Raw genomic sequence first — 25,553 nt, 5'->3', positions numbered from 1 at the left:
AAAATAGGTGGTCAGGGCACTGATCAAGGGTTCAGCAGGCGTTGGTATTCGGCGGCCGCCGCGCTGTCGCCGCGGGCGAGAGCGATATCTATCGCCATTTCCAACGCTGCCGGGTCGGGGCCAGCCAACTGCAGGTAGCTTTGCAGCGGCTCCCAGGCCTGATCGTATCGTCCCTGCGAAACTTCCAGTTCGGCTAACATTAAATACCCGCGAGTGTTGCGCGGGTCGATACTCTGGGCGCGCTGCAAACGGTCGCGCGCCCTGTCGAATTCGTCAATCGCCAAATAGCACTGACCCAGGTTGGTGAATAGCAGGGCACGATTGGCATATTGGGCATCCTCAGAGGCGGCTTCCAACTGCTCGCAGGCCTCTGGGTAGCGCCCCTGCTGATACAAAAAGGCAGCATAATTGTTGCGTGCCCGCGTAAACGAGGGCGAGGCGCTCAGCGCCTGCTGGAAATAGCGATTGGCGAGATCGCGCTCTCCCTGCTGCTGATAGACCAGCGCAATCGCCTGAAGTGCCTCCGGGTGGCGAGCATCCAGTTCCAGTGCTCGGTCCAGCGCGCTCAGGGCGCGGGGCAGGTTGTCCCGCTCCAGGTAGGCCACCCCCAATTGGGCATAGGCATCGGCGGCATCCGGGTTGCTCTCGTTGAACGTGGGCGTCGAGGTCGCACACCCCGCCAGCAGCAGGCTGCCAGCAAGGACGGACAGCATGGGCACTCTGAAAAAGGAGAAGCACCTGCGATGACCGATCATGTATGTCCTCTTGAACAGTGCGGCCTTGCTCGCACTGATGACGTTAATAAAAAAACGTGACCATCAAAGCGCTGTGTTGTGTGGAAGTCAAGACAGCGGCCTTAGTCTGCATCCAGTTGAACCGATTGAATATAGCGCGCACTGCGTTTGGTGCGGTCTTTTACGCGTCCGACCAGTTGGCCGCAGGCGGCATCGATGTCATCCCCTCGGGTGGTGCGGACGGTGGCGTTGTACTCCAGGTCATAAAGCCATTGCTGAAAACGCATGACCTGGTTGCGCGAGGGCTTTTCATAACCCGAATTGGGGAACGGGTTAAAGGGAATCAGGTTGATCTTGCAGGGCAGCTCCTTGAGAAGCGCCGCCAGCTGTTCGGCGTGTTCCTGCTGGTCATTCACGCCTTTGATCAAGGTGTACTCGATGGTCACCTGACGGTTGTCCGGGCATTTGGCCAGGTAGCGGTGACAGGCATCCAGCAAGGCACCAATGTTGTACTTGCGGTTGATCGGGACGAGTTCGTTACGCAGCTCATCGGTCGAGGCGTGCAGCGAAATCGCCAGGCTGACGTCCATCTCATCGCCCAGTTTATCCATCATCGGCACCACGCCCGACGTGGAGAGGGTGACGCGGCGCTTGGAGAGGCCATAGCCGTTGTCGTCGAGCATCAGCTTCATGGCCGGCACGACGTTGTCGAAATTCAACAGCGGCTCACCCATGCCCATCATGACCACGTTGGTCACCGGACGGTTGGCGGTATCCCGCCGAGGGCCAACGCTGCGTTGCGCTACCCAGACCTGACCAATGATTTCAGCGGCCGTGAGGTTGCGCTGGAAGCCCTGTTTGCCCGTGGAGCAGAAGCTGCAATCCAGCGAGCAGCCGACCTGTGACGACACGCACAGGGTGCGTCGCTTACCGTTCTCTGCCGGGATCAGCACCGTTTCGACATAGCTGCCATCTTCCACTTCGAGTACCCACTTGCGCGTGCCGTCGCTGGACGTGCCTTCATACACGACGCCCGGGCCGCGAATCTCGGCCACCTGAGCGAGCTTGTCGCGCAGCGGTTTGGACAGGTTGGTCATCACGGCAAAGTCATCGACGCCCTCCTGGTGGATCCACTTCATGACCTGGGTGGCACGGAATTTCTTCTCACCGATAGATGAAAAGAAAGCTTCCATTTGCTCACGAGAGAGCCCCAGCAGGTTCTGGCGTGCGGGCTCCGCCTGCGTGGCGTGGTCAGCGATGGATAGAGAAGACGGTGATGATGGAGCGACAGTGGTGGTCATGGCGGTCAGCGTTCAGAAAGAGGCGGGGGCCAGGCCCCCGCAAAAATGGCCGGCAACGAATGTTGAAACGGCAGCGCTGGTTTAGCGCGGGCAGATTTCGTCGTTACCGAAGAAGTAGCTAATTTCGCGTGCAGCGCTTTCGGCAGAGTCGGAACCATGGACAGCGTTGGCGTCGATTGTTTCCGCGAAGTCGGCGCGGATGGTGCCCGGAGCGGCTTCTTTCGGGTTGGTAGCACCCATCAGCTCACGGTTCTTGGCGATGGCGCCTTCACCTTCCAGCACTTGTACGACGACCGGGCCAGAGGTCATGAAACCGACCAGATCCTTGAAGAAGGGGCGCTCTTTGTGCTCGGCGTAGAAACCACCGGCTTTCTCTTCGGAGAGGTGCAGCATCTTGGCCGCGACCACTTGCAGGCCAGCCTTTTCGAAGCGTGCGATGATGTCGCCGATGGCATTCTTGGCTACGGCATCGGGCTTGATGATGGAAAGAGTACGTTCAGTCGCCATGCAGAGATCTCCTAGAAAGGGATAAAGCAGAAATTGCCGCCCCGGAAAGCCAGGGCGGCACAGGAAAATGTGTCCGGCCTTGTCTGGACGCTATGCCGCAGGCCGAGTGGCCGCGATTATAGCGTCTCACGCAGGGGATGAATACCGATGAGTGACGTCAAAGAGCGCTTAAACGGTAAAGCTTTCACCGCAGCCGCACTGATCCTTGACGTTGGGATTGTTGAAGCGGAAGAAGCGATTGAGCCCTTCGCTGACGTAGTCCACTTCGCTGCCGTCCAGCATCTCGACGGCATCGGTGGCCACGTAGACGCTGGCCCCGTGGGACTCGAAGTGCACGTCATCCGGCTGAGCCTCGTCGGCAAAATCGAGCACGTAGCTGTAGCCAGAGCAGCCGCTGGGTTTGACGGATACCCGAAGGCCAAGCCCCTTGCCGCGCTCTTCGAGGACGCGGTGGATCTGCTCGGCGGCGGCGGGGGAAATGTTAAGCGTTGCCATGGAGCACTCTCCTTGAAAAGTCGGTCGGTCAGCGGCCAGGCGCAGTGGCCTGGCGCGCCGAAGCACGCAGGCCGCTGACGGCGTGGTGCAGTAGTGTCAGTGCGTGGTCGATATCGGCTGGCTGGGTAAACCGTCCAAAGCTCAAGCGCAGTGAAGAGAGCGCCAGCCGACGGGGCGTTCCGATGCCCAGCAGGACGTAAGAGGGGTCGACGCTGGCCGAGTTGCAGGCAGAGCCTGTAGACACGGCAACGTCGCGCAGGGCCATCAGCAGCGCTTCACCATCGACACCCTCGAACGCGAGATTGAGAATATTGGGCACCCCGTGCTGCGGGGGCGAGTTGGGAATGACGCCCTCCAGCGTGCTCAGGCCATTCAGCAGTTGCTCGCGAAGGGCGGCAACATGCGCCTGGTCCTGAGCCTGCTGCTGCTGCATGACGGCAAAGGCTTCCCCCATGCCCGCAATCTGGTGGGTGGGCAGCGTGCCGGAACGCATGCCGCGCTCGTGCCCGCCGCCGTGAATCAGCGCTTCGACACGCATGTCCGGATGGCGCTTCACGTACAGAGCGCCCACCCCTTTGGGGCCATAGGCTTTATGGGCAGACAGCGACATCAAGTCGATGTGCTGTTCGACCACGTCCAGCGGGATGCGTCCTACCGCCTGAGCGGCATCGGTATGGAAGGCCGCGCCAAAGTCGTGGGCCACGGCTGCCAGCGCCGCGATGTCGTTGATGCTGCCCAGCTCGTTGTTCACTGCCATCAGCGACACCAGGGCGGTGTCATCCCGCATGGCCTCGCGCAGTTGTTCGGGGGTGATGCGCCCGTCCCGCTGGGGCTTGAGCCAGGTGACCTCGAAGCCTTCGCTTTCCAGTGCCTTGGCGGTATCCACCACGGCCTTGTGTTCGATGGACGAAGTGACCAGGTGCATGCCGCGCTGACGGTTGGCGCGCATGAAGCCGATCAGCGCCAGATTGTTGGCTTCGGTAGCACCGCTGGTCCACACGATCTCGCGAGGGTCGGCATGAATCAGGTCGGCCACCTGGCGCCGTGCCTGCTCCACCACCTGTTCTGCCTGCCAGCCCAGCATGTGGCTGCGCGATGCCGGGTTGGCAAACAGCTGGTCGACGGTCAGGTAGCGCGTCATCACCTCGGCCACGCGCTCATCTACCGGCGTAGTGGCGGCATAGTCGAGGTAAATGGGCAGTGAGGGCGTGGCTGTCATGAGTTTGAGTTCCAACGGGCAGTGAATGGCGTCAGGGGGAAGAGGCAAGAATCCCGGCGTCGGCGCGCTGCTTCTGTCGAGCGGCAATACGAATGACGTCCGGGCGCTGCATCAACTGCGCCAGCGTCACGTCATCCAGAAAGTGGCGTATTTGCCCCGAAAGTTCGCACCACAAGTGATGGGTCAGGCAGGTGTCGCCCTGCTGGCAGTCGGAAAGCCCCTGGCAGCGGGTGGCATCGACGGTTTCATTGACCGCATCGATGACCTGGGACACGCTGATCTCGGCGGCAGGCTTGGCCAGTAGATAGCCACCACCAGGGCCACGCACGCTGGTAACCAGCCCGCTGCGCCGCAGCCGCGCAAACAGCTGCTCCAGATACGAGAGCGAGATCTCCTGGCGCTGGGATATATCGCCAAGGCTGGTAGGGCCTTGAGGCGTATTGATCGCCAGGTCCAGCATGGCGGTAACGGCGTATCGGCCTTTGGTAGTCAAGCGCATAACAGGTACCTCGTCGCTGAACCTCAGCGCACTGGCGGCAAGTGTAGCGCCATTATGGAAATCCTGAGTGCTTTGGTCAACTATTGGGGCGCGTGTCGGAGGTTTCGGCAGCGCTGACCTTGTCACTGCGGTGTTTGCCTGACCCAGCGCAGCCCGATTCGCCTTCGTCGAGAATGTCGGCGAAGTCCTCATCCCTCAGTTCGGGCAGCTGGCCGTCACGGTAGCTGGCATCCAGCTTGCGCAGGGTAGAGCACATGCGTTCGATACGCTCGTCCACCGCGTGCATATGGTCCAGCATGGCCTGCATGGAGCGTGCTACCGGATCGGGCATGTCCTGGCTGACGCCGTAGGCATCGAAACCGAATTTCTGGCAGATGGCTTCGCGGCGAGCCGGGTCGATATCCAGCGCTTCCTCTACATCAGGCTCGGCGCGCTTGACGATCTTGCCAGGAATGCCGACCACCGTTGCGCCTGCGGGCACCTCTTTGGTCACCACGGCGTTGGAGCCAATCTTGGCACCGGCTCCAACCGTGAACGGGCCCAGAATTTTGGCACCTGCCCCGACGATCACGCCATCTTCCAACGTGGGGTGACGCTTGCCTTTATTCCAGCTGGTGCCGCCTAGCGTGACTCCTTGGTAGAGCGTCACGTTGTCGCCGACCTTGGCGGTCTCACCGATCACCACGCCCATGCCGTGATCGATGAAGAAGCGCCGACCAATGGTGGCGCCGGGGTGGATCTCGATACCGGTCATCCAGCGGGAGAAGGTCGATACCGTACGCGCCAGCCACTTGAAGTTCTTCTTCCATAACCAGTGGCCACAGCGGTGCAGCAGCAGAGCATGCAGCCCCGGGTAGTTGGTCAAGACCTCGAGAAAGTTGCGTGCCGCTGGGTCGCGGTCGAATACGCTGTTGATGTCTTCGCGCAGGCGTTGAAACATGGGAGTGTCCTTGGGCGTAAAAGCGGCAGCGGGGCAGGCTGTGTATGGGTCGGCCCCCAAATGTGGGGGCGCCACTGGATAACTTCAAGTTTAGGCCATGGGGCGACGATAACGCCTCTCAACGCGGCGTCGTGTGCTGTTGGGCTGCCTTTTCCGTGGCCGACAGGATACCGCGCAGGATGTTCATTTCCATTTTCTCGGGGCGCGCACGCAGGTACAGGCGGCGCAGGCGTGCCATCAACTGGCGCGGCTGTGCGGGGTCATGAAACTCGATGGCGATCAGCGTGCGCTCCAGGTGCTCGAAGTACCGCTCCAGCTCTTCGTGGGACGCCAGCGCGGCCTCTTCGTCATCCTCTTGAGCGGGGGGTGCATCGGCTTGCGTCAGCCAGGCCATGCGACACTCGTAGGCGAGTACCTGTACCGCCGCCGCCAGGTTCAGCGAGCTGAAATCCGCATTGGTGGGAATGTGTACGTGGGCATGGCAGCGCTGCAGCTCGGCATTGGTCAAGCCGCTGTCCTCGCGCCCAAACACCAGCGCGATGCGCGCATTGGCAGGGCGGCACTCCGTGGGCAGCCGCTCGGCCAGCTCACGGGGGGAGATCATTGGCCAGGGCAGCGTACGTGAGCGAGCGCTGGCACCCACGGCCAGGGTGCAGTCGGCCACGGCATCTTCCAGCGTGGCATGAATGGCCGCTCGATGGAGCAGATGGTCGGCCCCTGACGCCCGGGAGATGCTCTCCTGGGTGAGCACGTCGCAGCGGGGGGCGACGAGCGCCAGATCCGCCAGGCCCATGTTGTGCATGGCGCGCGCCACGCCGCCAATATTGCCAGGATGGCTGGTGCCAATAAGAACGATTCGAATGCGGTCAAGCATGATAAGCCCGGTTCACGACGTAAAAGGCGCAGTTTAGCACGAGTCGATGGCATGCCCGAGGGGCCTCTGATAGAATTGCCCGCCATTAAGGTGTCCTGCGCCTGCCCCGTTCTTTAACATCACTGTGACAAGGCCCGATCATGAATCCAATGGTCCAATTTACGCTGCGCGCTGCGCGTAGCGCGGTTGAACATTTTTTGCGTGTCCGTGAGCGTATCGAAAACGCCCACGAAGAATTCAATCTTGACCGCCTGCTGGAAGATACGGCCCGCAAGGCCGAAGCCACCATCGTTCAGCAACTGCAGCGCGGCTATCCGCAGCATGGCTTCTCCGGCCGCTACACCCCCCATCAGGCGGGTAAAGGCGAAGGCGAAGAGATCGTTTGGAAGATCGAACCCCTGCACGGCTATTCCAATCTGGCCGTGGCAGGCAAGGGCTTTGCACTCTCAGTGGTGTGTCTCATCAAGGGTCGCCCCGAACACGCGGTGGTGGTCTCTCCCTTTGGCGATGACGAATACATCGCCAGCCGTGGCCGTGGTGCCCAGCACAACGACAAACGTATGCGCGTGAGCAAGCCTACGGCCATTCCCGGCACCCGCATGGCCATGAGCCTGCCGGAAGCCTGGCTGCGCCCCAGCCATCTGCCTGCCTACCTGACCGTGACGCAGCAACTGGCCCCCCAGGTGGAAACCCTGGTCGCCACCGGCTCTGGCCTGCTGGACATTTGCGAACTGGCCGCTGGCCGCGTCGACAGCGTGTTCGTTCTGGGCCTGGAAGAGCAGGACATGCAGGTCGGTACGCTGCTGCTGAAAGAAGCCGGCGCGCTGATGGGCACGCCCAACGGCCAGCCCACCGTCACCGCAGAAGGCCAACTGATGGCCGCTGGCCCGCGCCTTTATAAAGCACTGATCAAACAGCTGGCGCCGCATTTCTGATAAGCCTTGTGTCACCTGTTCTCGATAACGCCCTGCCGGAATCCCGGCAGGGCGTTTTTCGTTGTGCGCTTGATTTGTTGTCGCGTCAGCGCTCTGATGAGTGCCTCGAGCCATAGGGAGGTAAAACGATGCGTGAACTATCGGCGATAGCCGTTTTTTGTGGATCCAATGCCGGAGGGTCGCCCGACTATGCCAAGGGCGCGGCACGACTGGGTACTCATTTTGCCCACGGCGGTATCAAACTGGTATACGGCGGCACCCACAAGGGGCTGATGGGCGCACTGGCGGATGCGCTGTTGGCAGCTCAGGGGCAGGCCCATGGCGTGATCACCGAACGCTTGCATGCCAAGGGGCACCTGCACCAAGGGCTCCAGACGCATGAAGTGGTGGCCACCATGCGTGAGCGCAAAGGCCGGATGGCGGATCTATCGGATGCCTTCATTGCCTTGCCGGGTGGGATTGGCACCCTGGAAGAGTTCATGGAAGTGTGGACGTTGAATCAACTGGGCGAAATACAGAAACCGCTTGGTTTGTACAATATCAACGGCTTTTTCGACCCCTTCATGGCCTTTATCGATCATATGATCGCAGAGCGCTTTCTACCTCCAGAGCACCGAGGCTCTATCGTGCTTGAAAGCGACCCGCAAAAGCTGTTGCAGGGACTGCACGACTATCAGCCCACCACGGTGCCCAAATGGCTGCCGTCTGCATGATGCCAGCGTGCTATACGCTGGCCTCCATCTGATCCAGACATTGAGTGAGCTGGTCGGCAAAACGAGCGGCGGCGACCGACAGCGTCCGGCCCCGGAGCTGGGCACAAATCAGTGGGGCCGTGGGCACGTCACGTTCATCGATCGGACGCGAGATGATGGTATTTTCCTGGGCCATGTCGGGTGTGCCGATAGCGATTTGAAAGCCGACACTTCGGTGATCTTGCAGTAGCCCCCGCATCAGTTCGAAGGAGTTGGTCTCGGCGCTGATCTGGGCCTGATGGGTACGGCGTACCAGTATCGGGCTCAGCAGCTCCCTGACTCCCAGCGAAGCGTCGGGCAGTACCAGAGGGTAATTCAGGCACTCGCTCAGTCGAACCTTGGGCTGCTCGGCCAACGGGTGCTGTGCCGACATCAGCGCCACGACGGGCTGGGCCACCATGATGAGCTGCAAGACCTCAGAGCTCATCTTGGGGAACACTACCACGGCCAGTTCTGCTTCAAACGACATCAGCGCTTTCAGGGCTTCGCCTCGATCTGCAATGCGAATCGAAAAAGAGACCCCCGGATGTCGCTCGCGAAACAGGCGGATCTGCTCAGGCAGAAACTTGAGCGCCAAGGCCTGGCTGGCGACGACCGAGACATGGCCCTTGCGCAACCCCTTTAGCCCCTCGATTTCTGAGCGCACCCTATCCAGGTCCGCCATGTGGCGGCGCACGTAATCCAGAAAAATCTCGCCTGCTGCGGTCAGCCGCATGCCCTTGGAGTGGCGCTCGAATATCTGGGTGCCCAGCTCTTCTTCGATTTGCTGGATGCGGCGATCCAGCGCAGAGGGTGTGATGTAGAGCGCTTCCGAAGCGCGCCGTATCGACCCCGCCCTGACCACGGCATCGATGTATTCGAACAGGCGTAAGTGCTTCATGCCTTCTCCTGTGTTGAGTTTTTTAGAACACTATCCGAATTTTTTAGCAATAGATATCACCACAAAAGCGGCGCAGTCTGGAGCAGTCACCAAGGAGACTGTCATGTCCAGCTACCCAGATGCTTCCCACACCGTGATGACTCATGCCCAGCCATCGGTGGTTTCTCTGGTCAGAGAGACACCCGAACCGCAACGCTTGACGCTGATGGCTTCCCCTTGCTCGGTCACCCTCGATCTGGCCAGAAGCGCGCTGGTGGTAGTGGATATGCAAAACGACTTCTGCCATCCGCAGGGCTGGTTCGCCAGCAGCGGCATCGATATTGCTTATGCAAGAGAGATCATCCCCGGCTTGGCAGCGCTGATGGCGAGCGCGCGGCAGCGCAACGTGCCGATCATACACCTGCACTGGGGAGTGCGCGCCGACACCATGGAGCTGAGCACTGGCCAACTGATGTTTGGTCGTCAGTTTGGCCAGCGCCAGGGCTATGGGGAGCGCTCTGCATCAGGCCACTCCATTTTGGTGCGTGACGAGTGGGGCGCGGCTGCTATCGATGAATTGGCTCCCCTCCACGAAGACATCGTGGTGCACAAGAGCCGTTTCAGTGGTTTTTGGCATACCGAACTGGACGCCATCCTGCGGCGACTGGATATCACCACGCTGCTACTGGCAGGCATCAATACCGAGCGTTGTGTGATGGCGACGCTCCAGGATGCCTCGTTTCTTGGCTACAACGTTGTGCTCATGGAAGAGGCGGTGGCTACACCGTCGCCTGACGTATCGCGACAGGCAGCATTGACGTTGATCAGACAGCTTTACGGGTTCACTGCGCGGGGCTGCTCGCTGGACGAGCAGTAACTCGCTCATCTCGCTGTTCAACTGGAGGTACTACCATGCACTTATCGACCAAGCACTTAACAACGATGTCGTTGGCTCTTCAGACCTGGCGCCGGGCCATCCTGGTACTGCTGGTTTCCCTGTGGATCGCCCCGGCTTCTGCGGAGACGTCTCTACGAATGGTATTGAACTGGTCGTATCAAGGGCCGCAGGCCTGGTTCTTTCTTGCTCAGGAGCGGGGTTACTTTGCCGAGGAGGGGTTAAACCTGCGCATCGATCAAGGGTCTGGGTCGGGCGCCGCCGTGGGTAGCGTGGCCTCCGGCGCCTACGATGTCGGGTTTGGCGATATCAATGCCTTGATCAACTACGCCGCCAACCATCCGGATGATTCGCCTGTGGGGGTGTACATGCTCTACACCCAACCGCCTTTCACCATTGCCGTGACTTCAGACAGCGATATTCATGAACCCGCTGACCTCGAAGGCAGAACCATTGCCGGACCCGCCAATGACGGCGCCCTGCGCCTGTTTCCGGCCTTTGCCGCGCTGGCAGGCATCGATGCGGACAGTGTCGAAATCATGAACATCGAGCCGCGTCTGCGTGAGCAAATGCTCAATCGTGGGCAGGTCGATGCGGCCTTTGGCTTCGTCAATACGGTGCGCTTCAACGCCATGTTGGCAGGTATCGACCCTGACGAGCGTTTGCGCTTCATCCGCTACGGCGACCACGGCATGGACCTCTATTCCAATGCGGTCATCGTGTCGCGTCGGCTGGCTGATGAGAACCCCGAGGCAGTGCGCGGGCTGGTGCGTGCCATCAACCGTGGTGTCGCCGACGTACTGGCGGACCCAGAAGCGGGCATGGAAGCCGTCATGGCGCAGGAGCCATTGATCAATCGGCAGGTCGAGACCGCTCGCTTGGCGGCCACCATCGAAGATGAAATGAATCACCCTGAGCTTCCCGAGATCGGCCTGGGCAATATCGATGAAACGCGTATGCAAGAGGCCATCGACATCGTGGTGTCGGCCTATGGGCTAGCGCATGCCCCTGCTCTGGAGGAGGTGTTCCGCACGGATTTCCTGCCTCCTGAAGAAGAGCGCATTTACTCCCTTTACGAATGAGGACCGCGTCATGGACTTGAAACTGAGTAACAAGATCGTTGCGATTACGGGGCCGGTAAAGGGGATGGGAGAAGCCATTACCCGAGCCTTCGCCGAAGAGGGAGCAAAGCTGGCCTTGTTGGCCAGGGATACCCAGGCCGTAGCCTCGCTGGAGCAAGCGCTGCGTGAGCAGGGAGCGGACGTCGTGCTGGTGGCATGTGACATCACGCACTCCGACCAGTGCGAGCGGGCAATGGCGCATATTCAGGAGGCGTTTGGCGATGTGCCGGATGTGCTGGTCAACGTGGCTGGCGGTTCGGGGCCGGTGGGCAAATCGGGCGCGGAAACGACGTTCGAGGAGTTCGAGGAGATCGTGCGTCTCAACATGGCAGGCTGCTTCAACACCATGCGCGCGGTGCTGCCGGGCATGATGGCTCGGCGTAGCGGCAAGATCGTCAATGTGGGTGGCACCTTCGGCATGCGTGGCAAGGCAGGCCGAATGGCCTACTCCGCCTCCAAGTGGGGCCTGCGGGGGATCACCAAAAGCATGGCGCTCGAAGCCGGCCCTTACAACATCAACATCAATATCGTGGCGCCGGGCATGGTCGATGGTGAGCGCTTTCGCAGCAAAGTGTGCCCCGACATGGCGGCAAAGCTGGGCATCAGCGAAGAAGAAGCGGCCCAGAAACATGCCGCCGACTATGCACTGCAGCGCATTTCCACCGCCCAGGACATTGCCGACGTTTGCCTATTCATGGCGAGTGACCGTTCACGACAAATCACCGGCGCCGACTTGCCCGTAGATGGCGGCTGGGCCGCACTTTGACAAGGAATCCTCTCATGACACACGCAGATCTCGTGATTATCAATGGTCAGGTCGTCAGCCATGAAGCCACTCAGCCTGCGGCGATTGCCATCCGCGATGGCAAAATCATTGCCGTGGGTGACGAGGCCAGCATGCCATCCGCCAAAGAGGTATTGGACGCCAAGGGCTTGCACCTGTTGCCGGGGGCGATTGACGTCCATGTGCACTTTCGAGAGCCAGGCTACACCCACAAGGAAACCTGGGAGAGCGGCACGGCGGCAGCGGCCATGGGTGGTGTCACCACCGTCTTCGATATGCCCAATACTCACCCGCCCACGGCAACTCCCGATGCCTTCGAGGACAAACTGGCGTTGGCGAAACAGCAGGCCTATGTCGACTTCGGTATTTATGGGCTGATGGCCGAAGACAACGTCGATCAGCTGGAAGCCTTGGCTGAGAGCGGCGTGATTGGCTTCAAATGCTTCATGGGGAACACCTTCGGCAACCTTCCGTCGCCTTCCACCGGGGCGATGCTGGAAGCATTCGAACGGGTGGCCCCCTATGGCCTGCGCACCTCCCTGCACGCCGAAACGGCCTCCATCATGGCGTGGCGTTACGAGCGCTTGCGCAAGGCGGGCCGCAATGACGCGCTGGCGCACGTGGCAGCGCGCCCGGATGTGGTGGCGGTGGAAGCCGTCTCACGCGCCGCCATTCTGGCCGAATGGACGGGAGCTCGTATTCACGTTCTGCACGTTTCCTCGGCAGCCGAGCTAAGGCCCATGCGTGAGGCAAAACAGCGTGGCGTCGATATCACCAGTGAAACCTGCCCCCACTATTTGATGATGGACACTCATGACTACGCGTCGCTAGGCAGTCTGATGCGCGTGAATCCGCCCATTCGCGAGGCCAAGGATAGCGAAGCACTCTGGGAAGCGTTGCGTGATGGCACGGTCGACATGATTGCCACGGACCATGCGCCCCATACGCCAGAAGAGCAGTACAAGGAGGTGATTTGGGAGGCAGACTGCGGTTTTCCAGGCGTCGAAACGCAAATGCCCTTGATGCTGACCGCTGTCAGCGAAGGGCGTATCACCCTGCAGGATTACGTGCGCATCAGTGCCGTTGCCCCCGCCAAGGCCTGGGGGCTGTATCCACGGAAAGGCGCACTCATGGTGGGGGCGGATGCCGATATTGCCATCGTCGATCTCGAGCGCCGTGATGTCATCGATCAGCAAACGCTGCATTCCCATCGCGCGCGGGCCACGCCATTTCATGGCTGGGCCGTGACGGGAATGCCGGTGCATACCCTGGTGCGTGGGCGCTTTGTCATGCGAGACCGTGCTCTGCAAACCGCCGCCAAAGGCACCGGCATGTCCGTGAAGAGGGTGCAGCAAATGACTCTCCCAACGCTCGTGAATAGTGACAAGACGCTGGCCGCCGAAGTGGCCAAGGCGACCGTCCAACAAGGGGAGCTAGCATCATGTTAACCATGTCCGTAGGCAACCAGACGACCGTGACTGCAGAGCCGCCGAGCGAGGCGGGCAGGGAAGCCATCAAGCTGGAGGGAGCGGAGGTCATCTATGGTCGCGGCAAGAAGATGACCCAGGCACTTGCTCCAACGCACCTGAAGGTAGAGCAAGGGGAGTTCGTGGCCCTGGTGGGGCCATCCGGATGCGGCAAGTCGACCATCCTCAAGCTGGTCAGTGACTTGCTGGCACCGTCATCGGGGCATGTGCATCTCGGAGGGCGCGAAGTCGGCGCCAAGCGGGTTGGCGTGGGCATGGCCTTTCAAAACCCGACCATGCTGCCTTGGCTGAGTGTGCGTGACAATGTCATGTTGCCCTTGAAAATCGTACCGCCGTTTCGTTCACGCTATCGTCAGGCGCGGAAAGGGGAGTTTCGCGAGCGTGCCGAGGCATTGCTGGAAAAAGTCGGCCTGAAGGGGTTTGGTGACAAACAGCCCTGGCAACTCTCCGGTGGCATGCTGCAACGGGCGTCACTGTGTCGGGCCTTGATTCATGACCCGGAACTGCTGCTGCTGGATGAACCTTTCGGCGCGCTGGACCAGTTCACCCGTGAAGAACTGTGGGGAATCCTGCAGAACCTGTGGCTGGAGAGCAAGCCCACGGTACTGCTGGTCACCCACGACCTGCGCGAGGCAGCTTACCTGGGGACGCGTATCTGCGTCATGAGCCCGCGCCCCGGCAAGATCATTGATGATCAGAAAGTCCACCTGCCCAGGCCACGCACCATTCCCATGACCTACGAGCAGGACTTCGTCCAGCTCACGCAGCAACTGCGCGAGTTGATCACCCATACTCGGCCAGATGCCGCCTAGGAGAAGTCCCATGGAACTCGTCGATAAACTACGCCAGAAACTTGCGGCAGCGCTATTGATTCTGGGCTTCTTCGTCGCCTGGGAAGTCATTTGTCTGGTGTTTGGCGTGCCGGAAATCGTGCTGCCACGGCCCAGTCAGGTCATGGAAACCTTGATTGCACGCTTTCCGCAGTTGCTACCCCATGTCATGCAGACATTGAGCACGACGCTCACCGGTTTTGTCATGGGAGTGACGGCAGGCCTGGTGCTGGGGGCCATCGTCGGCTCTTCGAAGGTGGCTTACGATACGGCTTACCCCCTGCTGGTCGGCTTTTCATCGATTCCCAAGGTGGCGGTGGTGCCGATCTTCGTGCTCTGGTTTGGCAGTGGCACCGTACCCGCCGTGCTGACCTCTTTCATCATCTGTATTTTCCCCGTGGTAGTGAATGTGGCAACGGGGCTGGCGACCACGGAGCCCGAGCTGGAAGATGTGCTCAAATCCCTGGGGGCCAAGAAGCGCGAAATTCTCTGGAACGTGGGCATCCCACGCGCCATGCCCTACTTTTTTGCCTCTCTGAAAGTGGCGATCACGCTGGCCTTCGTCGGCACGGTATTGGCAGAAACCATTGCCTCGAACCGAGGCATTGGCAACGTCATGATGATTGCCACCTCCAGCTTCGATGTCCCCCTCGTGTTTTCGGGGCTCTTCCTGCTCGCCATGCTCGGCGTCACCCTGTACCTGGTGTTTTCTCTGATCGAGCGCAAGGTAACGGGCTGGGCCATGCGTAAATCAGAGCTGCCTGCGGCTTGAACGTTTCAAGGAGATAACCATGAAAAGTGTTTCATACCTCAAACGCCTGTGGTGGGCATGCCTGTTGATGCCGATGACGGCGAACGCCGAGTTGACGCGAGTCAATTTCACGCTGGACTGGAGTTTTCAGGGGGTACACGCCTGGTACTTCCTGGCCAAGGAGCGCGGTTACTTCGAGGAGGAGGGGCTGGATGTGCGCATCGATCAGGGAGATGGCTCTGCGGCAACGGTCAGCCGCATCATGTCGGGCGCCTACGATGCTGGTTTTGGCGATATCAATGCGCTGATTCAAAACGCTGCCGAGCGACCCGAACAGACCCCGGTCATGGTCTACCAGATATACAATCAGCCGCCGTTTGCCCTGCTGACGAAAGCCGATGGCCCCATTCAGAGTATCGACGATATCGAAGGGGCCACGTTGGGCGCCCCTGCCGGTAGCGCTTCCACGCGCCTGTTTCCCGCTTTCGCCGAGGCCGCCGGGATCGACCTGGCGCAGGTCAGTATTACCAACGTTGCCCCCAACCTGCAGGAGCAGTTGCTCCATCGAGGTGATGTCGATGGGTCACTGGTCTTCAATGTGACCAGCTACATGAACCTGGTGTCGCAAGGGCAGGATCCCGATAGCGACTATCGCTGGTTTCCCTACGGTGACTATGGCGTCGAGGTGTACTCGAATGGCGTGATGGTTTCTCGAACGATGATGCAGGAGCAGCCTGCGGCAGTGGCCGGGTTGGTTCGGGCGATCAACCGTGCCGTGCAGGACGTGATGCAGGACCCGGAGGCGGGCATCGCCGCACTGTTGAAGGAAGAAGGGTTTCTCGACCGGGAAGCGGAAACGCGCCGACTCCAGTTTGCTCTCGACAATGTCATCGTGTCTGACGAATCCAGAGCAATAGGCGTGGGAGCGCTCGATGAGGAACGGTTGGCGCGTTCGATAGACACCATCGTCGCGCTATACGAGTTGCCCACTACGCCGAACGTGGCCGATATCTATAGCGCGGCATTCTTGCCGCCTCTCGATGAGCGCACGCTTTGACGATGCCACCAAGCTCGCCAGAGCGTCGGCAACATCGTTGTACTGGAGAGGCCTTCATGAGCCACCACACCTTTGCTGCCGCACTGCGCGGCAGCGCTTTTCAACTGGAAGGGCCTTGCTCGCTGCAGGTGCGTGACGGGCGCATTGCGGAGGTCACGCGCACGGCACACACGACAGCCACCCGAGAAAAACGGCTGGTCATGCCGGCCTTGGCGAATGCCCATGATCATGGCCGCCCATTGTCCACCAGTTCGTTTGGTGCTGCGGGAAAACCGCTGGAAACCTGGCTGCTACGCCTGGCCGTGATGCCATCCGTGGACCCTTACGTGGCGGCCTGCGCGGCGTTTGGGCGTGCCGCCGAAGGCGGTTGTGCTGCCGTCATGATGCACTGCACGCGGCCTCAGGGGCTGGACTCGTTGGTCGATGAAGTCAGGAAAGTGGCCCAGGCTGCCCAGGACGTCGGTATCCGACTGACCTTTGCTGTAGGGATGCGTGACCGAAACCCTCTCGTGTACGGCGACCATGGCGCGCTGGCAGCGCAGCTGGCGCAGGAGGAGCAACACGTCATCCAGCGCTACTTCAGCCTGCCATCCATGACCCCGGCAGAGCAGGTCCGGCAAGTCGAGGCCATGGCAGCGTCGCTGGAGGGGTTGGCATTGAATCTGCAATTCGGCCCGACCGGCGTGCAGTGGTGTTCCGATGAGCTGCTGCGTGAGATAGCCGATGCGTCGGCGCAGAGCGGGCGTCGTGTGCATATGCACCTGCTGGAAACACGCTATCAGCGAGAGTGGGCCGACCATCACTTTCCTCAAGGCATCGTTCAGTACCTCGCCGACATCGGGTTGCTGTCGCCACGCCTTACCCTGGCGCACTGTGTCTGGGCGCGGCCCGAAGAGCTTGAACAGATAGCGGCGGCGGGGGCCACCATTGCCGTCAACACGAGTTCCAACCTGCATCTGCGCTCGGGCATCGCTCCCGTCGGCAACATGTGGCAAACAGGTTGCAAGGTAGCCATGGGCATCGATGGCTGTGCGCTGGATGAAGATGACGATGCATTGAGAGAAGTACGCCTCAATGCATTGCTGCATGCACCGCCAGGTTTTTCCGATGACGCTACTCGCCAGCGAATGTTGACCGCTGCCACCAGCGTGGGGCGCATGTCGCTGGGCTGGGAGCACCCGGCCTTACTGGAGCAGGGCGATGTCGCCGACTGGATCACGCTGGATCTCGATCGCTTGAATGGAGATGACCTGATGAAGGTAGACAGTGTGGATTTGCTGTTTGCACGGGCTACCCGTAGCCACCTGGACAGCGTGGTGGTCAGCGGCAAGCTGATCGTCGAGCGCGGCAAACTCATGACGCTGGATCTTGAGCAGGTTCACGAGGAACTGCGTGATATGTATCGCCACGCCTTGCACCAGCGCGCTGACCTGCAGCGTGCCTGGCCCGCCATCGAACACCATGTAGCCGCTTACTACCGCGACCGCATGGGATGTTGTTAAGGAGTTAGTCGATGAATCATTTGAAACACTGGCTGGAGCAGCGCGCAGACGAGCAGGTGGCCATGCTTCGGCAACTGGTACAAGTGCCTTCGGACAACCCCCCAGGTGATGGTATAGCCCACGCGCAGTGTGCCACCGAATGTCTAGAAAAACTGGGCTTCGAGGTCGAGCAACACCCAGTGCCCAGCGCATTATGTCGGCAGCATGGATTGCAACGAGTCACCAACCTGGTGGTGCGACATCGTTTTGGACCTGGCCCCGTCGTCGCGCTCAATGCCCATGGTGACGTGGTGCCCGCGGGGGGTGGCTGGAGCAAGGACCCGTATGGCGGGGAAGTCGACCAGGGCTGGCTGTATGGACGGGGAGCCGCCGTTTCCAAAAGTGACTTCGTGACCTATGCCTACGCGCTGAAGGCGTTGATTGATACGCAAGCGCTGGAGACGGGCAGTGTCGAACTGCACTTTACCTACGACGAAGAGACCGGCGGTTTTACGGGGCCTGCCTGGCTGCTGTCCGAGGGTATTTCTCGACCGGATTATGCCGTGTGTGCCGCTTTTTCATATCAGGTGATCACTGCCCACAACGGTTGTCTGCACCTGGAGGTCGTGCTCGAAGGTCGCTCTGCTCATGCCGCCTGGCATCACACCGGTAGTGATGCCATTGAAGCGTCCCTGCCCGTGCTGAGCGCCCTCTATCGCTACCGTGAAACCCTGGCTGAAAAAGTCTCCGCTTACCCTGGGGTCAATGCTCCCTCGTTGGTGGTCGGCACCATCGAGGGAGGCATCAATACGAATGTGGTGCCCGACCGTGTGGTCATGACCATCGATAGGCGGATCATTCCTGAGGAATCGCCGGATGTCATCGAGCAAGAGTTGCGGTCAGTGATCGAAGCAGCGGTACCTGAGAGCGCCATACGCGTGAGCATCCAGCGACGCCTATTGGCCAAGCCGTTCACCTCGACACCTGATTCCGAAAAGGTCGCCAGCCTGTTTGCCAGTGAGGCACAAAAGGTGCTGGGAGTTCCCGTAGGTACCGGCGCCATGCCTTTGTACACCGATGCTCGCCACTACAGCGAAGCGGGCGTGCCGACCATCATGTATGGCGCAGGCCCCAAGGACCCGCTCGACGCCAATGGGCACCGTGCAGACGAACGTGTGCCGGTTCACCTGTTGACCGATGCCGCGCTGGTCGTCGCCAATAGCCTCAAGCGACTACTCGCCTGAGCAGCCGCTGACGCAACGAAAAAGGCCTTGTCGCGTAAGCGGCAAGGCCTTTTGCTGAAGAGAGCATTCGCGCCTTACGGCAGCTCTTCTTCCTCTTCATCGCTCTCTTTCTTGGTCGGGATCAAGTCTTCCCGAGAGAGCTTGAGCGGGATCAGCAGGGCGCCAGAGATATAGATGGAGGAGAAGGTACCCACACCCACGCCTACCAGCAGCGCGATGGCGAAGTTCTCGATCATGTCGCCGCCCAGCAGCAGCAAGGCCAGCAGCACCAGGATGGTGGTGCCCGACGTTGCCAGCGTACGCGAGAGCGTGGCATTGATCGCTTCGTTGATGATTTGCCCCATGTTGTCGATCCGCGACGTGCGAATGGACTCGCGGATACGGTCGTACACCACGATGGTATCGTTGAGGGAATAACCGATGACCGCGAGCAGTGCGGCCAGTACCGTCAGGTTGAAGTCGAGCTGGAACAGCGCGAAGACACCCACCACGATGATCACGTCGTGCATCAGCGCCAGCAGAGCGCCGATGGCGAACTTGTACTGAAAGCGCAAGGCCACGTAGACCATCACGACGCCGAGGGCCACCAGCATGCCCATGCCGCTCTGGTCGCGCAGTTGCTCACCTACCTGAGCACCCACGAACTCCGCGCGCACCAGATTGACGTCAGCGCCATCGGCACGCAGCAGCCCGACGATTTCGCTGCCGATGTCGGGGTCAAAGGCCTGCTGAAGGCGAATCAGAATTTCGGTAGAAGCACCGAAGGTTTGTACGGATACATCCTGAAAGCCACTGTTTTCCAGCAGTTGGCGGATGGCATCCAGTGACGGTGCGGCACCGTAACGTACTTCGACCAGGGTGCCGCCCGTGAAGTCCAGCCCCAGGTTGAGCTGCTGAAAAACGATGGCACCGATAGAGACGATTAGCATCACCGCCGAGACGATGAACGCAAGGTTGCGTCGTCCCATGAAGTCGATGCGTAGCTGCGATAGGGGTTTCATTACCACCTCTTCAATTCTGTGCGGAGCGCGTATGTCTGCTTCACGAGATCAGATCCAGAGCTTCTTGACGGGCTTGCTGCCATAGGTGAGGTTGACCATGGCTCGTGTGACCATCAAGGCCGTGAACATGGAGGTCAAGATACCGATGGAGAGCGTTACCGCGAAGCCTTTTACCGGGCCGGTGCCAATCGAGAACAGGATGATGGCGACCAGCAGGGTGGTGATGTTGGCATCCACGATCGAGGTGAAGGCACGCTCGTAACCCGCATGAATGGCTTGTTGAATCGACAGACCGTTGCGCAGCTCTTCGCGTATACGTTCGAAGATCAGTACGTTGGCATCTACCGCCATACCCAGGGTCAGCACGATACCGGCAATGCCCGGCAGGGTGAGGGTGGCCCCCAGCATCGACATCACGGCAATCAGCAGGGTCAGGTTGAGCGCCAGCGCCACGTTGGCGAAGATGCCGAACACCTTGTAGCGGATCAGCATGAACATCACCACCAGCAACAGGCCAATCTGGACCGAGAGCAGGCCGCGTTCGATGTTCTCCTGACCCAGGCTCGGGCCAATGGTGCGTTCCTGCACGAAGTAGATGGGCGCAGCCAGAGAGCCTGAACGCAGCAGCAGGGCCAGTTCGGCAGCTTCGGTGGGCGAGTCGAGCCCGGTAATGCGGAAGCTGTTGCCCAGCGCGCTCTGGATGGTCGCCAGGCTGATCAAGCCGCGTTCCGTGTAGGGCTCGCGAATGATGGTCTGCTCGCCAGTCTCCGGGTCGGTCTCGACGCGGTCTTCGCTCTTGTGCTCGATGAACAGCACGGCCATGTTGCGTCCGATGTTGGTGCGCGTGGCGCGGTTCATCAGCGTACCGCCGGTGCCATCCAGGTTGATGTTGACCTGTGGGCGGCCATTTTCATCGAAGCTGTGGCTGGCGCTGGAAACGCTGTCACCGGTAATGATCACGTCCCGCATCAGGTCCGCAGAACGGCCGCTGTCGTTGCGGAAGTCGAAGCGCTCGGTTTCCATGTCGGGCGTGTCGTTACGTGCTTCCAGACGGAACTCCAGGTTGGCCGTGGCGCCGACGATGCGCTTGGCCGCCACTGTGTCCTGAATGCCGGGCAGTTCGACCACGATCTGGCTGGGGCCCTGGCGCTGTACCATCGGCTCGGCCACGCCCAGCTCGTTGACACGGTTACGCAGGGTGGTCAGGTTCTGGTTGACCGCATAGTCCTGAATTTCTCTGACCGTCGCGTCGCTCAGCGACATGACCAGGCTGGAAGCGCGGCCATCGCCCTGGTTGCTGTAATCGAAGTTGGGGAAGTCGCGGCTGATCACTCGACGCGCAGCGTCGCGATCTTCGCTGCTGGCAAAATCGATGGACAGCGAACGCTCGGCAATCTCCGTATTGCGGTAACGGATACGCTCGCTACGCAGCAGTTCACGGATGGCGCTGGCATTGACCTCCAGGCGCTGGCTCAGAGCTGCTTCCATGTCGACTTCCAGCAGGAAGTGAACGCCGCCGCGCAAGTCCAGACCCAGCGTCATGGGCGTGGCGGAGAAGGCCTGCAGCCAACCGGGCGTGGCTTCCGCCAGGTTCAAGGCAACGGTGGCGCCGCTACCCAGCACGTCAGCCGCGATATCCCGAGCATTCAGCTGGTCATCGTTGCTTTGCAAACGAATCAACCACTGCCCATCGACCTCTTCCACGGCCTTGATGGCAATGTCGTTGTCGTTCAGCGCTTGTTCGACGCGATTGATTTGCCGCTCATCGAGCATGTTGCCTTGGGCATCGCTCACCTGAATGGCGGGATCGGCGGGAAATAGATTGGGAAGTGAATAGATAAGGCCAACCACCAGGACGACCAGTATCAGCAGATACTTCCACAGGGGGTAACGGTTGAGCATGCAAGCCCTGCCTTCAATTACAAACGGAATCGCTGTGCACAGACAAGCTGTGCACAGCAACGTTCACCATCGACGCTACCATGTCACCCCTGCCGGGGTGGCTGGCACGGAGTCGGCAGGGGGAGGTGCGAGCGTTAGATGGACTTAATGGTGCCCTTGGGCAGTACGGCAGCCACGGCATTCTTCTGCACGTTGACTTCGGTACCTTCCGATACTTCCAGGGTCAGGAACTCATCGCTGACTTTGGTCACGCGGCCTACCAGACCACCACCGATGACCACTTCATCACCCTTGGCCAGGCTGGAGACCAGCTGACGGTGCTGCTTGGCACGTTTTGCCTGCGGGCGCCACAACAGGAAGTAGAAAATCAGCACGAAGCCGACCAGCATGACGATTTGCGCAATACCACCGCCAGCGGCGGCTTCTTGGGCATGGGCTGGTGAGATGAAGAAATCCAGCATTACAGAGAACTCCTGAGTTAGAAAACGTCTGGGTTAGAAAAGCTTAAACAGCATGGTTTTTAAAAGCATAGCCAAGCAGTTTAAACCACGCGCCAAGGCGCGTGGCGATTAATTCGCTAGGGGAGGCACTGGCAGGCCACGCCGTGCATAGAAGCCTTCCACAAAGGTCGTCAATGTACCCGCTTCAATTGCCGCGCGCAAATCAGCCATTACACGCTGGTAATAACGTAAGTTGTGGATGGTGTTGAGCATTGAGCCGAGCATTTCATTGCAGCGGTCTAAGTGATGCAGATAGCCCCGCGAAAAGCTCTTGCAGGTATGGCAATCGCACTCTTCATCGAGCGGGCGGGTGTCAAAACGGTGCTTGGCGTTACGAATTTTGACCGTGCCTTCCGAGGTGAACAGGTGGCCGTTCCGCGCGTTGCGGGTGGGCATCACGCAATCGAACATATCCACTCCCCGGCGCACGCCTTCCACCAGGTCTTCAGGTTTGCCAACGCCCATTAAATAGCGCGGCTTCTCATCCGGCATCCAGGTGGGCAGGTAGTCGAGCACCTTGATCATCTCTTCTTTAGGTTCGCCGACGGAAAGCCCGCCAATCGCCAAACCATCAAAGCCGATCTCCAGTAGCCCTTTGAGCGAGCGTTCGCGCAGCTCAGGGTGCATGCCGCCCTGGATAATACCGAACAGCGCGGAAGGTGAATCGCCGTGGGCATCCCGCGAGCGTTTGGCCCAGCGCAGCGACAGCTCCATGGATTTCTCGGCTTCCTCAAAGGTGGCCGGGTAGGGCGTGCACTCGTCAAAGATCATCACCACATCGGAGCCTAGCGAGCGCTGAACCGCCATGGACTCTTCCGGGCCCATAAAGACTTTGCTGCCATCCACCGGCGAGCGGAAATGCACACCCTGCTCGGTGATCTTGCGCGTCTCGCCCAGGGAAAAGACCTGAAAACCGCCGGAGTCGGTCAGAATCGGTTTGTCCCACTGGGCGAAGTCGTGCAGGTCGCCATGGGCTTCAATCACCTCGGTACCGGGACGCAGCCACAGGTGAAAGGTGTTGCCCAGGATGATTTCGGCGCCGATTTCTTTGACGGAATCCGGCGTCATGCCTTTCACCGTGCCGTAGGTACCTACCGGCATAAACGCCGGGGTCTCCACCGTGCCACGGGGGAAGTGAAGGCGGCCACGGCGGGCACGACCATCGTCGGCCAAGCGCTCAAAGCGCATAAAGCATTCGTTTCGCATAAAGGTAACTCGTTAATCTCGTTCGTTTGGCGCGACTGGAGCAGCTCAAGCGGGTCAATAATCAGCAGTCAACCGCTAACGGGTTAACAGCATGGCATCGCCATAGCTAAAAAACGCATAGCGTTCGGCCACCGCCCGTTGATAGGCGTGCATGATGGTGTCATAGCCCACAAAGGAGGACACCAGCATCAACAGTGTCGATTCAGGTAAATGGAAGTTGGTAATTAAAGCATCCACGCAGCGCCACTGGTAACCGGGGTAGATAAAAATGTCGGTATCGCCACTATAAGGTGCGATCTGCCCGTCGCTACTTTTCATGCAGGCGCTTTCCAGGCAGCGCACGCTGGTGGTGCCCACCGCGACCACGCGCTTACCGGCTGCCAGGGTCTCGCGCACCTGCTGGCAGGTGGCTTCCGTGACCTCAATCCACTCGCTGTGCATATGGTGTTCAAGGATGTTGTCGACACGCACCGGCTGAAAAGTGCCCGCGCCCACGTGCAGCGTCACAAAGGCGCGGTTAATGCCTTTATCGGCAAGGGCGTCCAGCAGCGGCTGATCAAAATGCAGACCCGCTGTTGGTGCCGCCACTGCGCCGTCACGCCGGGCATACACGGTCTGGTAGCGCTCACGGTCGCTGAGTTCGTCTTCGCGGGTAATGTAGGGCGGCAGCGGCATATGGCCGTGCTTTTCAAGCAGCGCGATCATTGGCGTATCGCCCAAAAAGCGCAGCTCGAATAGCGCATCACGACGGCCTTCTACGATGGCGTGAACATCGCCTTCGAAAATCAGCTCGGTGCCGGGTTTCGGCGATTTACTCGAGCGGATATGCGCCAAGCCACGGTGGGCATCCAGTGGGCGCTCAAGCAGCATCTCCACCTTGCCGCCGCTGGCCTTATGACCATGCAGGCGCGCCGGAATTACGCGGGTGTCGTTAAACACCAGCAGGTCGCCCGGTTCCAAAAGCTCGAGCAAATCAGGGAAGCGGCGATGTTCCAACGCACCGCTCTGGCCATCCACGCACAGCAAACGGCAGTCGCTACGCTGCTCAGAAGGGTAACGAGCAATTAACTCGTCGGGTAGTTCGTAATGAAAATCGGAGCGTTGCATGGAGATGGAGACATTTCGCTAGGAGAGTGAAGAGAGCCGAGCATTATACCCGGAAAAAAAGTCCATACAGGATACTCGACTACTTGTTTGAAGTCAGGCGTATCACTCATAGGTTTATATTGAGGTGGTGGAAAAGGGGTAAATCCGACAGATTTCTTTGATTAATCGAGAGGCTGCGAGCGATAGGGGGCGATGCTGACGCACGATGAGGTGTGATTCGGCCTCGATAAACACCTGATGGGCGATAGGTAGCGCTACAAGCTGGCTCCGTGCAAGTTCATGTTTGAGTGCCACCGCCGGCATAAAAGTTACTGCGTGCCCAGCGCTTACGTACTGTTTGAGGGTTGCTAGCGAGTTGCTGACTAGGCTTGGGGTGAAGTGGCGTTTATCGATTATTTCCACGGTGTCGACTAATTGACGCAGACCGTATCCCTTGGATATTAACCCCAGTGGATATTGGAGAATATCATCCAGTGAGAGGGGGGAGGGCAGCTGATTCAGGGGGTGGTCAGGGTGCATTACTGCGCATACCGGTTGGCGAGCCGAGGCTATTGATTGAACACCAGGTAAAAGGCGTGGAGAGTAGGCCAGCCCTATATGCGCATCACCTTCCATAACCCGCGTGACGACCTGGTTTACGCTCGCGTGGGTCACTTCAAAGTGCAGTTTTGGGTGTTGCTGGGAAAAATGATTGACCACTTCGCTCATAAGCGTGGCGCTGTAGCCCTCGCTAATTGCTAATCGAAGCGATCCTCGGCTGAGGTTGTCGAGCTCGGAAAAATCACTGAGCAGTGCAGATTCAGCGGCTTGGCGCTCTCGATGAAAATCAAGCAGTAACTCCCCCGCTTCTGTAGCGCGTACACCTCGCCCATGCCGCTCCAACAGCCTTACCCCCAGCTCCGCTTCCAGGCGTGCGATTTGACGGCTGATAACGGAAGCTTCGATATCCAGTTTGTCCGCCGCGCGACGAATAGAACCCTGCGTCATCGCCTCAAAGGCGTAGCGCATTCGACGCGAATTAAACCCTTCATTATTCAACGGTGCGTGAGATGACATGCCAAGTACCGGTGGT

The 25,553-nt window shown here is 59.8% G+C and carries 26 protein-coding genes; 11 read left to right on the top strand and 15 right to left on the bottom strand.

The features are described 5' to 3' along the window. Nucleotides 1-23: 23 nt before the first annotated feature. The 8 genes from pilW to trmJ form a co-directional block, all read right to left on the bottom strand. A complete protein-coding gene (pilW, locus tag RVM26_RS12145) occupies nucleotides 24-755 on the bottom strand; it encodes a type IV pilus biogenesis/stability protein PilW (RefSeq protein ID WP_287808447.1) in 732 nt (243 codons plus the stop codon). A 101-nt stretch (nucleotides 756-856) separates the two neighbouring features. Beyond that, nucleotides 857-2,035 carry a 23S rRNA (adenine(2503)-C(2))-methyltransferase RlmN gene (gene rlmN / locus RVM26_RS12140; protein WP_498938854.1) on the bottom strand — a complete coding sequence of 393 codons (1,179 nt, stop codon included), beginning with the start codon at nucleotides 2,033-2,035 and terminating at the stop codon, nucleotides 857-859. A gap of 81 nt (nucleotides 2,036-2,116) precedes the next feature. Next, nucleotides 2,117-2,542, bottom strand: coding sequence for a nucleoside-diphosphate kinase (gene ndk, locus RVM26_RS12135; RefSeq protein ID WP_039180317.1), 426 nt, complete (start codon nucleotides 2,540-2,542; stop codon nucleotides 2,117-2,119). Nucleotides 2,543-2,710: 168 nt separating this feature from the next. Continuing rightward, nucleotides 2,711-3,037 carry a HesB/IscA family protein gene (locus tag RVM26_RS12130; RefSeq protein WP_016914918.1) on the bottom strand — a complete coding sequence of 109 codons (327 nt, stop codon included), beginning with the start codon at nucleotides 3,035-3,037 and terminating at the stop codon, nucleotides 2,711-2,713. Nucleotides 3,038-3,065: 28 nt separating this feature from the next. Further along, on the bottom strand, nucleotides 3,066-4,256 hold the full coding sequence (locus RVM26_RS12125; RefSeq protein WP_287808446.1) for an aminotransferase class V-fold PLP-dependent enzyme: 1,191 nt from the start codon (nucleotides 4,254-4,256) through the stop codon (nucleotides 3,066-3,068). 31 nt (nucleotides 4,257-4,287) lie between these two features. Beyond that, the gene (gene iscR, locus RVM26_RS12120; RefSeq protein WP_039180312.1) at nucleotides 4,288-4,755 is read right to left on the bottom strand and encodes a Fe-S cluster assembly transcriptional regulator IscR; all 468 of its coding nucleotides are present in this window, start codon (nucleotides 4,753-4,755) and stop codon (nucleotides 4,288-4,290) included. Nucleotides 4,756-4,831: 76 nt separating this feature from the next. Then, nucleotides 4,832-5,695, bottom strand: a complete 864-nt coding sequence (gene cysE / locus RVM26_RS12115) for a serine O-acetyltransferase (RefSeq protein WP_498938850.1) — start codon at nucleotides 5,693-5,695, stop codon at nucleotides 4,832-4,834. A 118-nt stretch (nucleotides 5,696-5,813) separates the two neighbouring features. Next, on the bottom strand, nucleotides 5,814-6,569 hold the full coding sequence (gene trmJ, locus RVM26_RS12110; RefSeq protein ID WP_498938849.1) for an RNA methyltransferase: 756 nt from the start codon (nucleotides 6,567-6,569) through the stop codon (nucleotides 5,814-5,816). Between the two features lie 140 nt (nucleotides 6,570-6,709). On the opposite strand from trmJ, the gene RVM26_RS12105 reads away from it, so the two are divergent. Further along, nucleotides 6,710-7,504 carry an inositol monophosphatase family protein gene (locus RVM26_RS12105; protein WP_100731805.1) on the top strand — a complete coding sequence of 265 codons (795 nt, stop codon included), beginning with the start codon at nucleotides 6,710-6,712 and terminating at the stop codon, nucleotides 7,502-7,504. Between the two features lie 128 nt (nucleotides 7,505-7,632). Beyond that, complete coding sequence (locus RVM26_RS12100) at nucleotides 7,633-8,217, top strand: LOG family protein (protein ID WP_144982373.1); 585 nt, start codon at nucleotides 7,633-7,635, stop codon at nucleotides 8,215-8,217. A 10-nt stretch (nucleotides 8,218-8,227) separates the two neighbouring features. Here RVM26_RS12100 and RVM26_RS12095 read toward each other — a convergent pair whose 3' ends face one another. Continuing rightward, nucleotides 8,228-9,136 (bottom strand): LysR family transcriptional regulator, encoded by a 909-nt coding sequence (locus RVM26_RS12095; protein WP_039180298.1) that lies wholly within the window; start codon nucleotides 9,134-9,136, stop codon nucleotides 8,228-8,230. 103 nt (nucleotides 9,137-9,239) lie between these two features. On the opposite strand from RVM26_RS12095, the gene RVM26_RS12090 reads away from it, so the two are divergent. The 9 genes from RVM26_RS12090 to RVM26_RS12050 are packed head-to-tail and all read left to right on the top strand — an operon-like array spanning nucleotide 9,240 to nucleotide 18,765. Continuing rightward, the gene (locus tag RVM26_RS12090) at nucleotides 9,240-9,992 is read left to right on the top strand and encodes a cysteine hydrolase family protein (protein WP_498275038.1); all 753 of its coding nucleotides are present in this window, start codon (nucleotides 9,240-9,242) and stop codon (nucleotides 9,990-9,992) included. 35 nt (nucleotides 9,993-10,027) lie between these two features. After that, complete coding sequence (locus RVM26_RS12085; RefSeq protein WP_498938846.1) at nucleotides 10,028-11,092, top strand: ABC transporter substrate-binding protein; 1,065 nt, start codon at nucleotides 10,028-10,030, stop codon at nucleotides 11,090-11,092. 10 nt (nucleotides 11,093-11,102) lie between these two features. Then, nucleotides 11,103-11,897 carry an SDR family NAD(P)-dependent oxidoreductase gene (locus RVM26_RS12080; protein ID WP_498938844.1) on the top strand — a complete coding sequence of 265 codons (795 nt, stop codon included), beginning with the start codon at nucleotides 11,103-11,105 and terminating at the stop codon, nucleotides 11,895-11,897. 14 nt (nucleotides 11,898-11,911) lie between these two features. Next, a complete protein-coding gene (gene allB / locus RVM26_RS12075) occupies nucleotides 11,912-13,363 on the top strand; it encodes a dihydroorotase (RefSeq protein ID WP_498938842.1) in 1,452 nt (483 codons plus the stop codon). After that, on the top strand, nucleotides 13,357-14,214 hold the full coding sequence (locus RVM26_RS12070; RefSeq protein WP_498938840.1) for an ABC transporter ATP-binding protein: 858 nt from the start codon (nucleotides 13,357-13,359) through the stop codon (nucleotides 14,212-14,214). Before allB ends, RVM26_RS12070 begins: the two co-directional genes overlap by 7 nt. A gap of 10 nt (nucleotides 14,215-14,224) precedes the next feature. Continuing rightward, entirely contained in the window at nucleotides 14,225-15,004 is a 780-nt protein-coding gene (locus RVM26_RS12065; protein ID WP_039180287.1) for an ABC transporter permease, read from the top strand. Between the two features lie 19 nt (nucleotides 15,005-15,023). Continuing rightward, nucleotides 15,024-16,040, top strand: coding sequence for an ABC transporter substrate-binding protein (locus RVM26_RS12060; RefSeq protein WP_498938838.1), 1,017 nt, complete (start codon nucleotides 15,024-15,026; stop codon nucleotides 16,038-16,040). A 56-nt stretch (nucleotides 16,041-16,096) separates the two neighbouring features. Then, a complete protein-coding gene (locus RVM26_RS12055) occupies nucleotides 16,097-17,542 on the top strand; it encodes an amidohydrolase family protein (RefSeq protein WP_498938836.1) in 1,446 nt (481 codons plus the stop codon). A gap of 11 nt (nucleotides 17,543-17,553) precedes the next feature. Further along, the gene (locus RVM26_RS12050; RefSeq protein ID WP_193460954.1) at nucleotides 17,554-18,765 is read left to right on the top strand and encodes a M20/M25/M40 family metallo-hydrolase; all 1,212 of its coding nucleotides are present in this window, start codon (nucleotides 17,554-17,556) and stop codon (nucleotides 18,763-18,765) included. 74 nt (nucleotides 18,766-18,839) lie between these two features. Here the strand turns inward: RVM26_RS12050 and secF are convergent, their stop codons facing one another. The 6 genes from secF to RVM26_RS12020 form a co-directional block, all read right to left on the bottom strand. After that, nucleotides 18,840-19,766, bottom strand: a complete 927-nt coding sequence (secF, locus tag RVM26_RS12045) for a protein translocase subunit SecF (protein WP_498938834.1) — start codon at nucleotides 19,764-19,766, stop codon at nucleotides 18,840-18,842. A gap of 48 nt (nucleotides 19,767-19,814) precedes the next feature. After that, nucleotides 19,815-21,668 (bottom strand): preprotein translocase subunit SecD, encoded by a 1,854-nt coding sequence (secD, locus tag RVM26_RS12040; protein WP_498938832.1) that lies wholly within the window; start codon nucleotides 21,666-21,668, stop codon nucleotides 19,815-19,817. A 134-nt stretch (nucleotides 21,669-21,802) separates the two neighbouring features. Continuing rightward, entirely contained in the window at nucleotides 21,803-22,129 is a 327-nt protein-coding gene (gene yajC, locus RVM26_RS12035; protein WP_016914910.1) for a preprotein translocase subunit YajC, read from the bottom strand. Nucleotides 22,130-22,237: 108 nt separating this feature from the next. Continuing rightward, nucleotides 22,238-23,356, bottom strand: a complete 1,119-nt coding sequence (gene tgt, locus RVM26_RS12030) for a tRNA guanosine(34) transglycosylase Tgt (protein ID WP_498941747.1) — start codon at nucleotides 23,354-23,356, stop codon at nucleotides 22,238-22,240. Nucleotides 23,357-23,449: 93 nt separating this feature from the next. After that, complete coding sequence (gene queA, locus RVM26_RS12025) at nucleotides 23,450-24,481, bottom strand: S-adenosylmethionine:tRNA ribosyltransferase-isomerase (RefSeq protein ID WP_498938831.1); 1,032 nt, start codon at nucleotides 24,479-24,481, stop codon at nucleotides 23,450-23,452. A 114-nt stretch (nucleotides 24,482-24,595) separates the two neighbouring features. Next, the gene (locus tag RVM26_RS12020; RefSeq protein WP_084812743.1) at nucleotides 24,596-25,537 is read right to left on the bottom strand and encodes a LysR family transcriptional regulator; all 942 of its coding nucleotides are present in this window, start codon (nucleotides 25,535-25,537) and stop codon (nucleotides 24,596-24,598) included. Between the last annotated feature and the right edge of the window lie 16 nt (nucleotides 25,538-25,553).

Origin of the sequence: Halomonas sp. KM072, assembly GCF_050710315.1 — a bacterium.
In the GTDB taxonomy this organism is placed as follows: domain Bacteria; phylum Pseudomonadota; class Gammaproteobacteria; order Pseudomonadales; family Halomonadaceae; genus Vreelandella; species Vreelandella hamiltonii.
Note: the sequence above shows the minus strand (reverse complement) of the source record. Positions and strands in the feature narration are given on the sequence as shown.